This is a genomic window from Paenibacillus sp. UMB7766-LJ446 (assembly GCF_030226665.1).
In the GTDB taxonomy this organism is placed as follows: domain Bacteria; phylum Bacillota; class Bacilli; order Paenibacillales; family Paenibacillaceae; genus Paenibacillus; species Paenibacillus vandeheii.
In genome coordinates this window covers 1-14619 of sequence record NZ_JASOYM010000020.1, presented here as the reverse complement: position 1 = coordinate 14619, position 14619 = coordinate 1, and the positions used below count along the sequence as shown (strand labels likewise).

Annotated in this window: 17 protein-coding genes; 2 read left to right on the top strand and 15 right to left on the bottom strand. The window is 45.6% G+C overall.

Annotated elements, in window-relative coordinates; all coding sequences use genetic code 11:
- Positions 1–327 precede the first annotated feature (327 nt).
- Positions 328–1608: an HD domain-containing protein gene (locus tag QP794_RS30955; RefSeq protein ID WP_285080616.1), complete on the bottom strand. Its 1281-nt coding sequence runs from the start codon at positions 1606–1608 to the stop codon at positions 328–330.
- Between the two features lie 318 nt (positions 1609–1926).
- Between QP794_RS30955 and QP794_RS30950 the strand changes: the two genes are divergently transcribed.
- Entirely contained in the window at positions 1927–2181 is a 255-nt protein-coding gene (locus tag QP794_RS30950) for an AbrB/MazE/SpoVT family DNA-binding domain-containing protein (RefSeq protein WP_024633700.1), read from the top strand.
- Between the two features lie 286 nt (positions 2182–2467).
- Here QP794_RS30950 and rsmI read toward each other — a convergent pair whose 3' ends face one another.
- From rsmI to QP794_RS30890, 12 genes are all read right to left on the bottom strand, one after another.
- Positions 2468–3349 carry a 16S rRNA (cytidine(1402)-2'-O)-methyltransferase gene (rsmI, locus tag QP794_RS30945; protein WP_285080615.1) on the bottom strand — a complete coding sequence of 294 codons (882 nt, stop codon included), beginning with the start codon at positions 3347–3349 and terminating at the stop codon, positions 2468–2470.
- Positions 3350–4129 (bottom strand): tRNA1(Val) (adenine(37)-N6)-methyltransferase, encoded by a 780-nt coding sequence (locus tag QP794_RS30940; protein WP_285080614.1) that lies wholly within the window; start codon positions 4127–4129, stop codon positions 3350–3352.
- Between the two features lie 85 nt (positions 4130–4214).
- Entirely contained in the window at positions 4215–4583 is a 369-nt protein-coding gene (gene yabA / locus QP794_RS30935) for a DNA replication initiation control protein YabA (RefSeq protein WP_024633697.1), read from the bottom strand.
- A gap of 28 nt (positions 4584–4611) precedes the next feature.
- The gene (locus QP794_RS30930; protein ID WP_024633696.1) at positions 4612–5412 is read right to left on the bottom strand and encodes a PSP1 domain-containing protein; all 801 of its coding nucleotides are present in this window, start codon (positions 5410–5412) and stop codon (positions 4612–4614) included.
- 117 nt (positions 5413–5529) lie between these two features.
- The gene (gene holB, locus QP794_RS30925; protein ID WP_285080613.1) at positions 5530–6501 is read right to left on the bottom strand and encodes a DNA polymerase III subunit delta'; all 972 of its coding nucleotides are present in this window, start codon (positions 6499–6501) and stop codon (positions 5530–5532) included.
- A gap of 9 nt (positions 6502–6510) precedes the next feature.
- Positions 6511–6954: a YaaR family protein gene (locus tag QP794_RS30920; protein WP_024633694.1), complete on the bottom strand. Its 444-nt coding sequence runs from the start codon at positions 6952–6954 to the stop codon at positions 6511–6513.
- A 264-nt stretch (positions 6955–7218) separates the two neighbouring features.
- Positions 7219–7548, bottom strand: a complete 330-nt coding sequence (locus QP794_RS30915) for a cyclic-di-AMP receptor (RefSeq protein ID WP_017691391.1) — start codon at positions 7546–7548, stop codon at positions 7219–7221.
- Between the two features lie 60 nt (positions 7549–7608).
- Complete coding sequence (gene tmk / locus QP794_RS30910) at positions 7609–8256, bottom strand: dTMP kinase (protein WP_094939465.1); 648 nt, start codon at positions 8254–8256, stop codon at positions 7609–7611.
- Between the two features lie 225 nt (positions 8257–8481).
- Positions 8482–9174, bottom strand: coding sequence for an LrgB family protein (locus QP794_RS30905; protein ID WP_285080612.1), 693 nt, complete (start codon positions 9172–9174; stop codon positions 8482–8484).
- Entirely contained in the window at positions 9144–9572 is a 429-nt protein-coding gene (locus QP794_RS30900; protein WP_285080611.1) for a CidA/LrgA family protein, read from the bottom strand. Before QP794_RS30900 ends, QP794_RS30905 begins: the two co-directional genes overlap by 31 nt.
- A gap of 53 nt (positions 9573–9625) precedes the next feature.
- Entirely contained in the window at positions 9626–11455 is a 1830-nt protein-coding gene (locus QP794_RS30895; RefSeq protein WP_285080644.1) for an aminotransferase class I/II-fold pyridoxal phosphate-dependent enzyme, read from the bottom strand.
- Positions 11456–11797: 342 nt separating this feature from the next.
- Positions 11798–11983 carry a sigma factor G inhibitor Gin gene (locus QP794_RS30890; RefSeq protein WP_024633689.1) on the bottom strand — a complete coding sequence of 62 codons (186 nt, stop codon included), beginning with the start codon at positions 11981–11983 and terminating at the stop codon, positions 11798–11800.
- 593 nt (positions 11984–12576) lie between these two features.
- Between QP794_RS30890 and QP794_RS30885 the strand changes: the two genes are divergently transcribed.
- Positions 12577–13101: a hypothetical protein gene (locus QP794_RS30885; protein WP_024633687.1), complete on the top strand. Its 525-nt coding sequence runs from the start codon at positions 12577–12579 to the stop codon at positions 13099–13101.
- 273 nt (positions 13102–13374) lie between these two features.
- Here QP794_RS30885 and QP794_RS30880 read toward each other — a convergent pair whose 3' ends face one another.
- Together QP794_RS30880 and QP794_RS30875 are read right to left on the bottom strand one after the other, a co-directional pair.
- Positions 13375–13518 carry a hypothetical protein gene (locus tag QP794_RS30880; RefSeq protein WP_285080645.1) on the bottom strand — a complete coding sequence of 48 codons (144 nt, stop codon included), beginning with the start codon at positions 13516–13518 and terminating at the stop codon, positions 13375–13377.
- A gap of 333 nt (positions 13519–13851) precedes the next feature.
- The gene (locus QP794_RS30875) at positions 13852–14289 is read right to left on the bottom strand and encodes a hypothetical protein (RefSeq protein ID WP_024633686.1); all 438 of its coding nucleotides are present in this window, start codon (positions 14287–14289) and stop codon (positions 13852–13854) included.
- Positions 14290–14619 lie beyond the last annotated feature (330 nt).

Genomic DNA, 14619 nt, shown 5'->3' with positions numbered 1-14619 from the left:
TGTATTTCTCCCTTCGTGTCGAATGAACGACGATCTCTTCTTTATCCACTCTGCAGATCTTAACCAGAAATAAATATTACTAATTAGATCGTGCTATTATCTATATTTCATTTCATTCGTTCATTGAGCACAACATGTAGAGCGAACGAGTTCTTTCATATCTATATGTTGCTTAATTTTAGTCGGCTGAGTTGTATTCTAATTGCTCTGATTACAAAATTATGTCGATCTACATGTACTCTCCATTAAAGCAGATTACTGTATCATGAAAATAGCTCTTTTAGAAAGCCTTTTGCATCATGACTCATCAACAGCATTGCACACCATTTAATGTGAGAAATAGGGGCGTATATGGGACGGTAATTCATGAACAATCGCATCCACCTTATTTTGCGGATAATACAAGTGATGTTTTCCCCGATGAAGACCACTGATTGAACGGACGATGTCGGACATCTCTGACAACTCATGTAACTTGTCTTGCCGATCAAGCAGCAGAATCTGTTTGTCCGTCGATTCATCCGGACGAAACACATCATACGGATTATCCGATGGAAAATCAATTTCCAGATCATACTCGGGATTGAGACCTGCTACAGTGAAGGCTTCCCGAATCTCTTCAATCATGTTTACGTCGATCTGTTCAATCTCTACATACTTATATAATTTGCGATCTATAAAACGTTCGCATAACTCACTTAGAACAGCATCGTCCTCTTTGCGCCACTGCATAAATGCCGTCTGAATCAAAGCTTCGTCCAGTTGTAAATATTCGTCCACCGATAGATCTCCATCGAATAACTGGGGCAGTGGATCGATCATGAAGCGGAATTGGAAACCTTGCTGTATGAGACTTTTCGCCCGCTTAAATATTTGCCGCAGTATAATTTCCGAACTTCGGGTAACCGGATGAAAGTAAATTTGCCAGTACATCTGGTACCTGGACATCAAGTAATCCTCCACGGCGTGCATGCCCGACTCCTTAACCACGATTCGTCCGTGATATGGACGCAGCATACGCAGGATACGGTCAAGGTCGATCGTCCCATAATTTACACCTGTGAAGTAGGCATCCCGCAGCAAATAATCCATGCGGTCCGCATCCAGTGGACTGGTGACCAAATTAACAACAATGGGCTTTTCATACGTTTTTTGAATAACTGAAGCCACTTTCTCGGGAAAATCGGGAGCATACCGTCTTAAGATCGCCCCTACTTCGGTATCACCTGTAATGATCCGACAAGTCCAATCCTCATGATTCATATCAAAAGCTTCTTCTATAGAGTGAGAGAATGGCCCATGTCCAAGGTCATGGAGTAATGCTGCGCAAAGGGCTACCGTTTTTTCCTCCTTTGGCCAATCTGAATAGTGACTTCTTTCGAACTGGGAAATAATCTTACGCGTAATTTCGTAGACACCCAGGGAATGTGAGAAGCGACTGTGCTCTGCACCGTGGAAAGTTAGAAATGATGTTCCTAATTGACGGATTCGACGTAAACGTTGAAACTCGGGCGTGTTGATCAACTGCCATATAATCGGATCTTGCACATGGATATAATTATGTACCGGATCTTTAAACACCTTTTCTTCCGTTAAACGCTGTTCCATGTCTATTCACTCCTTTAAATATCGTTTGTAGTTGTCGCTTTTAAGTATAATACCACCAAGGATTCGACACGCTTTGACGAATCTTGTCGAATAAGGTAGTTTTGTCGTTTTCCAAATCGACAAAGTTGTCATGGATGTTTAAATACGAAAAATAGCTTCCAATCCCTTACCACTCGTAATCTTATCAAAAACAGCCTTTATTTTAAGCTAATTTTAAGGTTGACTGTTTTGGGAATCGTTGGTATGATGAGTATCATAAAACATAAAATAATGTCGAATAATGACAATGATCGTTAGCTGAGAGGAGCACTGATTATAATGATGAAATCAACAGGTATTGTAAGAAAAGTGGATGAACTGGGACGGGTAGTTATTCCAATCGAATTGCGCCGTACGCTCGGTATTGGTGAAAAAGATGCTCTTGAGATCTATGTTGACGGCGAGCGTATCATGTTGAAAAAATACGAGCCAGCTTGTATCTTCTGTGGCAATGCAGAGAACGTTACTTATTTCAAAGGTAAAATTGTTTGTAACGAATGTATTTCAGAAATTCCTGCACCTGTGACAAAATAAGAACTATCAGGTATAATGGTCTTATTAAATTGTTATTTCTAACCTTTTTATATTCCTTGATCGCCTTCCCGGTGTGAACCCCACCGCTGGAAGGTATTTTTTTGCTTTATTATGGTTTTCATTACCCAATAGATTAAGTTACGAGACTGTTTAGCTCCAAAAAGAAGAGCGGTGACGTTTAAAATAAATTTTTCTTCTCCGCTCTGCTTATTTTCATAATCCGTTAAGGTTGGGTCTAAGGTTCCTTTAAGGTTCCCTATTCCAGTATATATTTGTTGATCCGTTATTAGATTAAAGCATTATACACATCTCGTTTTGTCAAACCACGATCCGTTGCCGTTTTCTTCATCGCATCTTTCCGACTAAGTCCTTCATTCTCATAATGACTTACATGATCCTCCAAAGACAGCAGTTGCCACCAGGCTTCCCGCTCGGCCTTTCGCTCCTCTTCCCTGATGCCTTCTACAAGCAAACAATATTCCCCAAGTGGTGGATGTTCCTCAAGCCAGTCAATGCACTCTTGGATACTGCCTCTTGCGAACTCCTCATGACGTTTCGTCAGCTCACGTGCCAGTACAATCGACCGATCACCCAGAATCTCTTCGAGATAGGCCAAAGTTTTACGAATACGGTGAGGGGATTCATAAAATAGCAAAGTACCGTTGGACTCATTAAAAGCTTCCATCACTTTTCGTATGTCTTTTTTCTCCCGCGGCAAAAAACCGCCGAATGTGAAACGCTCCGTCGGTAAACCGGATACGATTAGAGCTGATAACGCTGCATTGGCTCCAGGAATGGGAATGACCGTAATTCCGGCTTCAAGTGCAAGTTTTACAAGATCGGATCCAGGGTCCGAAATGGCCGGCAGACCGGCATCACTGACGAGCGCCAAATTTTTTCCTTCTATTATATAGCGTATTAGTTCAGGCCCACTGGCTCCCTTATTATGCTCATGGTAACTGAACAACATCGATGGTGTAATTTCAAAATGGGTGAGCAGCTTTCGGGTCTGGCGTGTGTCTTCTGCTGCAATGATGTCACAGCTCTGCAATGTCTTGATTGCTCGAAATGTCATATCGTCCAGATTACCAATCGGTGTTCCTACCAGATATAATTTTCCGGCATCACCTGACTGCTCCGCGTAGCTCTTCTGAATATACAATGTCATCTATAACCCTCCTTCCGTTGTATGTTGTACATGCTGTGCCCCGTAATATATGTCCATAATTTCTTCGCAGTATTTCCCCTCTTCATTGTAAACAATCAGCGGTGGAAGCATGCGTACCTCCGGTTTTCCATCCTTGAGTGCTTCAATCAACACCATATTGGCTTCCAAATGAGCACGGGGATGTACCATCCGAATTCGCTTCGGTTCAAGTTTGTACTCACGCATCAGAGAGATGATCTCGCCTAAACGCTGCGGGCGATGAACCATGGATACTTTACCGCCATTACGAACTAGCCGATTACAGGCCTGAATGACTTCCTCCAGCGTACACCCGATTTCATGGCGTGCCATTGCCTGATGGTTGTTCATCTTGAGATCACTTCCATTCAGCGGCATATACGGAGGATTAACTGTTATGGCATCGTATACCGCATGGCCCGTTTCTTTCACAAGTTCACGCAAATCACCTTCATGAATCGTAATTGATTCCTCCAATGCATTCAGCTGTACGCTGCGACGTGCCATATCCGCTAATCGTGGCTGAATTTCAATGCCCTCCAGACTCGCCTGCGTTCGTGTGGTCAACAGGATGGGAACAACCCCATTACCTGTACACAAATCAAGCACACGACCACGCTTGGGTACTGAAGCAAATCGGGCCAATAATACCGCATCCATTGAAAAACTAAACACTTCATCACTTTGAATAATCTTCAAATTATGAGAGAGCAAATCGTCGATTCGCTCCGAATCTTGCAATTTTACTGACTTTTCTGTCATATGATACACTCATCCTCCGGTACTCTATATCTCAGACAAGGTTCTTAACCTTGAAAAAAAACCGTAGGGGATCCCTACGGTCACTTCATTTATTCAAAAAAGACAGGCAGAACAGACAATCGCCTTCCGTCCGCAAATGTCCATAATAGACATTGCAGATATGGAATCCTTCGTGATACAACCGAGCCAGATTATCATACCCTTCACCTACAACATCTTCACCAGTAGCTGGACCTGCAGGCCTTGCTACGGGAGCGAGCGCCGATGCGATGGGCAAATCTGCCGGGGCTTCACGCTTCAGCAGTTTGCGTAACTGCTCATTCTCGATGGTAAGCCGCTGATTATCCTCAAGCAGCTCTTTAACAATCATTTTTAATTCTCCTAAATCACTGTGCAACTGACCCAATTGGGTTTCCATTTCATGAATGTGCGTAAACAGATTTTTCTTTTCCAAGTTTCCACCCCGAAGCAACCTTTATGGTTTACTTGATAACGACGTCATCCAGCGGAAGTTCTTTGACTTTACTGATGTCGAACAGTTGAACATGGACTGTGCGATTACCGGCATTGATGCCGACAACTTTTCCTTCACCCAAAGAGGTGACGACCAACTTGCCTACAGCCGGCAATTCTTCTCTCACACTTTCATAGTTATCATGCTCAAATTTCAGACAACACATGAGTCTTCCGCACAACCCGGAAATTTTCGTCGGATTCAGTGACAGGCTCTGATCTTTAGCCATCTTGATTGATACCGGCTCAAAGTCTCCCAGCCAGGAAGAACAACATAAAACTCGGCCGCAAGGTCCAATCCCTCCAAGCATCTTTGCTTCATCACGTACACCGATCTGTCTCAGTTCGATCCGTGTCCGGAAAATGCTTGCCAGATCCTTGACCAGCTCCCGGAAATCCACTCTTCCTTCAGCTGTAAAATAAAAAATAATTTTATTGCGATCAAACGTAAATTCCACATCGACCAGCTTCATTTTGAGGCCATGGTCTTTGATTTTATTTAAACAAGTACCGAATGCTTCCTTTGCTGCACGCTTGTTCTCATCTACGACACGGGCATCTGTCTCGCCCGCAACCCGGATGACCTTTTTGAGCGGCAACACCACATCAGACTCGCCTACTTCTTTCTTGCCAACGACAACCTTACCGTACTCTACCCCCCGCGCTGTCTCCACGATAACGCAGTTTTCTTTTTCAATGGGAAGGTCCAGGGGATCGAAGTAATAAATTTTGCCCGCTTTTTTGAAACGGACACCCACTACACTGTACAAAAAATTAACCCCCTCGTAAGCCAATCCCACTTCGTCTGAAGCCCTGTCTTCTTAGGGAACCCGCCGAAGTTATAACCGTTTGCATATGATTGGAACAAAATCTGTCCTCTCCCACTCTTATGCCAAACCGATCAAAAATTGCTCCAGACAAAGCTGGCCATTGACATTGAAACGCAATTTTTTTCTGCATGCTGCGGCCATATCCATGTAGGAAACCCACTGCTCGGTGCTGCGGGTATGAGCCAACTGAGACAGCATGTCCAACTGATCTATAAAAACGATATGTTCATGCCTACCATACTGGACATACAGCATATCCCTGAACCATAAATGGAACAGGCTAAGCATCGTATCCAGGTGTTCTGAGAGTCCGGTTTTAAAAAGCTTCTGCTGTGCAGAGATCAATGATGTACTTCCTCTACCCAGGGACTCCTTCCCTAATTGTAACATTACGTTTCTAATTTCTGCAAACCAATTCTGCTGGAGAATTTCTCTACATGCTTCCAGTCCTGACGCTAAATGGACGGCAGAGCGAGCCAGATTGCCAGGGTGCCCTTCCGCAATCAGTGATTGCAGCATCTCTTCTGGATTCAGTGCACTGAAAGGAACCAATTGAGAGCGTGAACGGATGGTAGGCAGCATTGCCTGTCCGTTATCCGTAATCAATATGCCTACCGCGGGCACTTGAGGTTCCTCCAGAAACTTCAGCAAGCTGTTGGCCGCCTGTACGGTCATCTTCTCGGCTTGTTCGATAATATATACTTTGGGATGCCCAGCCTCTGATCGGTACGAAAAGATACGCTGCAAATCCCGAATTTGATCAATTTTAATGTTATTTCCATCCGGTGCAAGCATAGTTAGATCCGGATGATTTCCATGTTCCACCTTACGACATTCAAGACACTGTCCGCAGGCATCATCTTCAAGCTCTGTACAGAATATCGCTTTGGCAAATGTAACCGCCGTCTGCAATTGTCCACTGCCGGATGGTCCGCTAAACAAATAGGCATGACTTATGGCATGACGTCTCAAACTACTCTGTAACATCTGCTTAGCTGTCTGTTGACCCATAATTTGTTGAAAGGACATACTTCCTCCTCAGAAGCTTAAATTAATAAGCATTCCCCGAATTTCTCCCACTTGCTGTAATAACGTAATCTTGCCTTCCTCTGTTTCCAAAAGCTCGTCCGCCATAGATAATAAGGCAGAGTCAATCTCATCAATTAGCTTGTAACGCTTCCCTCTTCCCCGACGATCCCATCCTCGAGTCTCTTTCATGGACACACCGCGGCGGACCGTTTCCTCCAGAAATCTTTTTACAAGCTGCTTATATGCTTTCAATTCACGAATGGTCATGGAACGAGACAGACGGTCACCCTGCATCTGGATCTCACTTAATCGGCGGGTAAGTTCAGCCTGTGATGCCCGTTCACCCTGGTGATTCATCATATCAGAGAAATTTTTGGATTGAACCGGTTTGGAGCCGGAATCGGAAGAACTGAGTCCACTCTGCATCGGTCGGAATCCAGGGTTGATTTTCATGGAAACGCCTGCTTTCTATCTTAGTAGGCCAATCGCCCATCAGCACAGTGCGCGCTGCGCCTGTGCGTGGAGGAGTCCTTATATGTGCTACATCATACTCTATATATAATAGTAGTTAAATATCACCACATGGATCTGTTCGTTGGTTAGTCAGCCTCTGTCCGAAATAAGATCTTTCCCTGATAGAAAAGCTTTCTTCCGGACAGAGAACGCGATTCTTGATAACAAGAAGGACGCTCCATTGGATTTATGCGTAATGCATCATTAAAAGTGTTCGAATCGATCTACTGGAAGAACAAACACGGTAGCTCCGCCTACTTGAACTTCGACAGGTAGCGGCAGGTAAGAGTCGGTTGTTCCGCTCATCGGAGTGACTGGAGTCACGAGCTGTTCACGAACCTTACAGCTGCTGCGAATGACGTTCATTACGGACTCGACCTGACCATCATCGACACCGATCATAAACGTCGTGTTGCCTGCCTTCAAAAATCCACCGGTACTGGCCAATTTCGTAGCCCGAAAATTTGCTTTGACCAATGCGCTGGATAATCGGTTGCTGTCTTTATCCTGTATAATCGCAACAATCAGTTTCATCCTGCATAACCTCCTTCAGAATAAGCACCTTGTGAAATGCCCTATCTATATATTAGACAATTACTCGCCAAAATCCTTCAAAATCCCTGTCTCAAGCGACAAAATCATTGCTGCTAAAACCTCTTCCGGCTTTTGAGAAGCATCGATGACCTTAATCCTGTCAGGAAATTGCTCCTTCAGTAGAAAATAGCCTTCACGCACCTTGCGGTGGAACTCCAGACTTTCGAGATCCAGACGATTAACCTCACGTCCATCGTGAGCATCAATACGGGCAAGACCTGCTTCCGGCTCAATATCCAGATAGAGTGTGACATCAGGCATCAGCTCACCTATTGCAAACCGATTGATGGCCCATACATTGTCCACGCCAAGACCACGAGCATACCCCTGATAGGCCAAACTGCTGTCGACAAATCGGTCACAGATCACTGTCTTCCCTGCCTTCAATGCAGGCTCCACCTTCTCCGCCAAATGCTGACTGCGTGCAGCTGCATAGAGCAGCGCTTCGGTCCGTGCATCCATTGCCGTATGAAGAGGATTGAGGATGATGGCACGTATTTTCTCCGCAATTTCAATCCCGCCAGGTTCCCGAGTAACTACATATGGTATACCCTGTTCTTCAAAGTAAGAACCTAGCTTGCTGATCATCGTTGTTTTGCCGGACCCTTCTCCCCCTTCCAACGTAATGAATTTACCTCTGCCCTGCATATGCTTCCCTGCTTTCTATATCGATAATTGCTCCTAATTGTGCTGCGATAACTACGGGATCGATCCTCTCTTACTACAGACTATGAATTAGTCTGCCCAGAGGTGTATATTCACGATTACTCCATAGATTGGTTCGAGTTTGGTACAAGCTTCTTACTATAATACTATACATGATCCAGCGTTACCGGTCAGCTATTCTCCAATATTTCCGATAAGGCGGCCTGATCAGCCGTATATCATCCACACCCATAGAGGGAGCATGACAGAACCGGCAATAGCACTGACAATCATGGATACCGAACTCAGCGCTACCGCATTCTCTCCATATTCAAAGGATCTTGCCATGCCCAGTGCATGCGAAGCCGATCCAAGTCCGATTCCATACGCATTTTTGCTGCTTACTCTAGCCCATTTCATTATCATGGGTCCCAATAATATCCCCGAAAATCCGGCTATCATCACAAATAACGAAGTGAAGGATGAATTTCCTCCCACCTGATCCGCTAGTTGAATGGCAACGGGGGTCGTAATGGATTTGGGCAATAATGCAATTACGATATCTTGCGGATAATCTAGCAGCAGCGATATGGCGGCCCCTGTGGACATACCAACGATGCTCCCACCCAAGGTCCCACCCAATATCGGAATTATATTTCGTTTCAGCACATCAAGGTGTTTCGCCAAAGGGAATGCCAGGGAAACTACAGCCGGCCCCAATAACTCCTGTATCCATTTGCCACCAAGCATGTACGTATCGAGCTTTATACCGGAAATGAGCAGGATCAGTACGATCACTGCCGTTGCCGTCAATACGGGCATAAGAATCGGCCACTTCAATTTTCTATATAAATGAGTCGCTGGGACATATATAGCCACGGTCAGGGCAATCATTCCGATTCCGAGGATGAATGTGAGCATGGGATCGCCTCCTTCTTGCCTTGATGCGTCGATCTCCAAGCCATGAGCCATTCACTGATTTTTGCAGACAACAGACAGGTAACTAACGTGCTAACGATCAATCCCAGAACAAGCAGCAGCGTATTAGCTCTAAAAAAATCAAAATGATTGATAATGCCCACTGTGGGAGGGATAAATAATAGCTGCAAGTTCGATTGAAGCCAGGATGATCCTTCTTCACCCCAGCTTATTCTGATCCATCCCAGTTGAATGACGATGAATAGAAGTAGCATCCCGACAATACTTCCTGTTAACGGCAGATGTAGTACAGCCTGAACTAGGTTTCCTATCCAATAGAAACCGTACATCAGTATGACTTGCAGGATTATTCCCGTATATTTTTTTAGCGGAATATCCAAGGTTCGTTCCCTTCTTTCTTTATGTTCAGACAACAATGATGTCCTAACTTGTGTTATTCCCTGATGATTTTCAATGATTGCAGCGAAGTATCGGATACGCCATGGAACCTTGCTCCTTCATCTCTCAGCAGCTTAATACGTGCTGCCATGGACGCGCTTATTCGCTCACCAGCGTACACAAGAGGTATGCCGGGCGGATACGGGATGACCATCTCCGCAGAGCGAAGACCTACACAATTTTCGATGGAGACCTCTGTTGTATCTTCCTCCATAATCGGTTGCAACGTGAACGGAATAGGCTCCGAAAAAGGGGTCCCTTCTTGAAAATTGTTCCACGTGGAAATATAATTTTCAGCCTCTTTTGTATAACGCTGAGATTGCTCATCAAGAGATTGGCTCTGCTCCTGCTCAAGGTTGATTTGCCTTAAAGCCTGCAACAAGTGCTCGGCATCACGCAGCGTCGAGCCAAGACTGAAGAGCAGGACAACGTATCGTTCGTCGCTCATTTCGGGCACGCAGCCGCACGCTTCCAGCTGCTGCTGCAGCCCATAACCGCTCAGCACCCCTGTGCCGTCATAGATGACGGCCTTGAACGGGTCCTGAGCGCTGTACCCCGCGGCTAAAGGCAAAGCCGCCGCGGGCACTGCTTCAGGCCGCCCCGGTGCAGCGGCGGCCTCGGACTTCCCGCCAGCTGCCGGCTTCGCCCCGGCTGGCGACTCTTGCTGCAGCAGCTGTGCCGGCTGCAGCAACCGAAAGCGCGGCAGCTCCGCGAGGCCGCGCTTAAAGGCGTCCACGGCGGCAAGCCCCGCCGTGAAGGCATTCGCGCCCTGCGTATGCAGCAGACGGCGCGCCAGATCAAGCGAAGCCATCACCGGGTACGATGGGCTCGAGCTTTGCACCATAGCCAGACGCTGACGCAGCAGGGACCGGTTTAACCGTGGTCCCTGAACGTGCAGCATGGCTCCCATGGTGAAAGCAGACAGCATCTTGTGGGTCGACTGCACCACACCGTCTGCTCCGCAGGACAGTGCAGAGGCTGGCAGCTCCGGATGCTGCCCATAATGCGCGCCATGCGCTTCATCCACGAGCAGCGGCATGCCGGCCGCGTGGCAAACCTCAGCCATGGGCGTCAGATCAGCGCCCATGCCGTAATAATTGGGCAACGTCACAAGGACTGCCTTTGCCTCAGGATATGCCTGGACAGCAACCTGCACCGTCTCAAGCGACGGCATCACCGCAAGTCCACTCGCAGGATCAACCCATGGCTCCAGGAATACAGCCCTTGCGCCTGCCAGCATCAACCCGTGAATGACGGACTTATGCACATTGCGCTGTACCAGTACAAGGCTGTTCGGTTCATTACATACGGTCAGCAGCAAAGACAAATTACCAGCCGTGCTGCCCCCGACAAGGAAGAAGCTCTCCTCTGCCCCAAAACAATCGGCTGCCAGCTGCTGTGCCTCCAATATTGCTCCTTCTGGATGATGCAAGTCGTCCGTCCCCGAAATTTCCGTCACATCCAGCCGCATCATCTCCAGAAACGCATTCACTGGTACAACAGCTGCTGCAGATCCGTCACTTCCATGCTCGTTCGGAGCCGTCAGCCCGCCAATTTCATTGCCCTCCCTTTGTTCCTCAGCTTGCCTGAAGCACTCTTCCTCATCATGTAATGAAAGTCCCATACCTCGTTTTCTCTTTACCTCACCCTCATTCCGGTGATCGTCAACGACTCCTCTATCTGACTGCTGTTGTTCCGCTTGCTCCAGTAACCTGCAATAGACTTGTCCATTCTTGTGTCCAGGTACATGAAAAGAACGCTGCCCCGAATCACGATACGCAAGCAACGCCTCATATAAAGGTGCGGTATTTGATTTATGCTCCATTGAATAATCATCCTGTACATTCATAAATTTTGATACTGCCGTACCAATGCTCTTTCTATAACAAAAGCGACCTTCCCACTCTTGTTCTTCTCCTACCATCTGCTGCATTCAAAACTTGGAGGTGAAGCACTTCTCATCTCATTATATCAGGAATTGTCCAGCCCCCGTGCAAATCAGCTTTTTCACCAATGGAGCATCCTCATATCCTGTCACAAACAGGTGCTTATCTTGTCCATCCTCCCCTTCTTCTTTCCCCCGATAGAAACAGAAAAAGGCCCCTAGGGCCTCTATGCACATCGATACAAATCAATGTGATGTTTCACGAATATGATTTAACGCGCTTTACGCGTTCTTTTGCACCCAAATCTGCTTCATTTGATGTATAAAATAATTGTACTTGGCATCCTGTGCATCCGTATGAACCATTTCTGCTTCACAAGCGTCACATATAAATTCAGATACAATAAAAATGCCTTCTCTTTTTGTCTGTTCGCAGATAATGCATGTGTGTTCGGCGTGTCCTTCCATCAACCATCCCACCTTGTTTTACGTATTACTATCAGTATTGCACAGTTTCTATTATTTTAAACCTTTTCATAGTGCTTTCTTTCTATAAAATATATATATTCGCCTACCCCTCTATGGGTGTCTGTACCGAAAACAAACATAAGAAAATGCCTTTCGTTCTATACTTCCGTGAGACAGCCTACATTTGGAAGCCCTTTTCCTTGCCCGATTACGCAGCAACAGCCTCGCAGATCTGCAACTTCTTCTATTATATGAAAACCATTTCTGGACGGCCATTACAAGAAACGTACCCGCACTTCATTGCATTTTCCTCTGTGATTTACCACTCCTCCTGCTGCTCCAAAAACTTATATTCTATAATCTTAAAAAAACTTGGATTTTCAGCCGATATATAATACATCACCATTCGGAACCTGACAGCCAGATCGTTCGACGGTATACTTGTATAAGAACAATCTACTTTCATATCTTGTACATCAATCTGGAGCACACACAAGGTTCATATACTCTCTCTGCATCACCTGTCTCCTTATTCATGAAAACGAATACCTTTTGCAAATGAACGTGATCCCAGAAGGAGGATTTGTAATCGTATGATCGCCGAACCGGAGAATAAAGTCACTTTTTATCAATACCGGCTTCTCAAAAAAAAGGCCATTGCCCGCAGCGTGATCTTCAGCTATTTGTGTCTGCCTGTAATTATGCTCCTGTTTAACCTATTGGCATTCTCCTGGACCGGCCTCTTCTTCTTTATCCTGGCAGGCCCGATTACGCTTTGGATTCATTATGTCATTGCCAGAACCATATTACTGTTGGTCCGTACCTCTTATGCCCGGCGCTGGCGATGGAACCTCAAAATGCCGTGGTTCGGCTATATTCCAGATCAGCATTTTAGCTACCGCATGTTCGTCCGGGTCCACCTCAATATGAGCTGGATTGGGCTATGTATCATTACCGTCTGCTTAATATGGTCACCCTTGTCCTTTACCCTATCGCTGATTTTCTGGCATCTGTGGCTGCTTGTACCGCGTCTATATGTTGTTCTTGTGCTCTCACGCGAACGCAAGGACGGACTTATCAAACTAAATGAACAAGATGTTTCCTACTACCTGCAATAATCGTTCTCGTTCTATCCTTCAACTATAACCTTGCCACATGCAATGTATATTGAACCCAGTAATACATAATTGCTAAAGCTCGTCCATATGTTCTACCCAAATCGACGCAACCACACCTTTGACACTCTTCCATACTTACTGCGTTGTACTTCCTATCCTAAAAGGTTATCCACAGTGGATAACCTTTTTTACGTTCCCTCCTTTTCCCCTTATCCACAGCATGGGTATAGTTAAAATGGTTATCCCCAAATAGTATATTTATCTCTGCTCCCGTTACACGCTCTGACGCGTTGAACACCTCTCATCAATACGGGCGAGACCTGCTTCCGGTTCAATATCCAGATAGAGTGTGACATCAGGAATCAGCTCACCTATTGCAAACCGATTGATGCCCTTGAATACATATATGAGGCTCATAACATGCTTAGCTTTCTTTCCGGTGTCTACTCCCCCTCTTCTACTGCTGAGTTACTCTACAGACGACTGAAACCGGCCTAACCGACCTCTAACAAGGACATATTATTGATGCCTCATGTCTTTCTACGTGAGTGATATAACCCTGTTGATCTAAAGCGCCTGGTCAAGTCACCGCCAAAAGAAAACGTCACACGCTCCATGCCTCATCCAATATGGTTCATGACATACACAACTACATACAAAAAAAGCTCCCGATCACTAATCGGGAGCCTTACTATAATACGGACCATTACACCGTTAATTGTTAAACCATTACATCAAAATACAACGCATTCAATCATCATCATCAAGTGATTTTACTGTCGTCTGGGCAGCTTCACTTTTCGGAACCATCACCGTGAAGAACCCATCATGTACAGCTAACTGTACAGTATGCCCTTCTTTAGCAAATACACGTAGGGAACTTGAGTCATTGGATGTACTCTTGGCTTGCTTTTCTGTCCAGCCCCAGCTTTTAATCTCGTCTAGATACACCTCAGGTAAACTAGTGCTCTCACTAATACCAGACAGCGTATATCGAACATAATCCATATCCGAATTGTTTTCAGACTGGTCAGATTTATTCGCTACTTTAGGAACCGGGAAACCCTTCTCGTTTACCGCTCCTTCATAAGAAGTCCATGCAGATCCTGCTTCACCGCATCCTACAAGCACGCCAATCAGACCGAGCAAGAGAAATGAATGAAGAACTAGTCTTCGCCAACTTATCACACACACCCTCCTTTTCACAGCTGCACATTCCAGCTCTGTGGTCAGGTACTTTTAGCATATTTAACATAGTCCTATTATACTGGTTTCGAATGCGTTTTCCGTAACAAAAATGTTACCTTCATTTCAAGACTTTTATATGGCCTCACTTACCCTCATTTGTGAGTCAAATCGTCTGCACTCATCCATTTGGGTCAGCTACCAAAACCAGATATCAACGCATCTTTATCTTAGCTAATCATTCAATCTTCCTTATAAACAAATAAAAACCACCACCGAATAACATCGGCAGTGGTTCTTTGCTTGGCGGCGTCCTACTCTCCCAGGACCCTG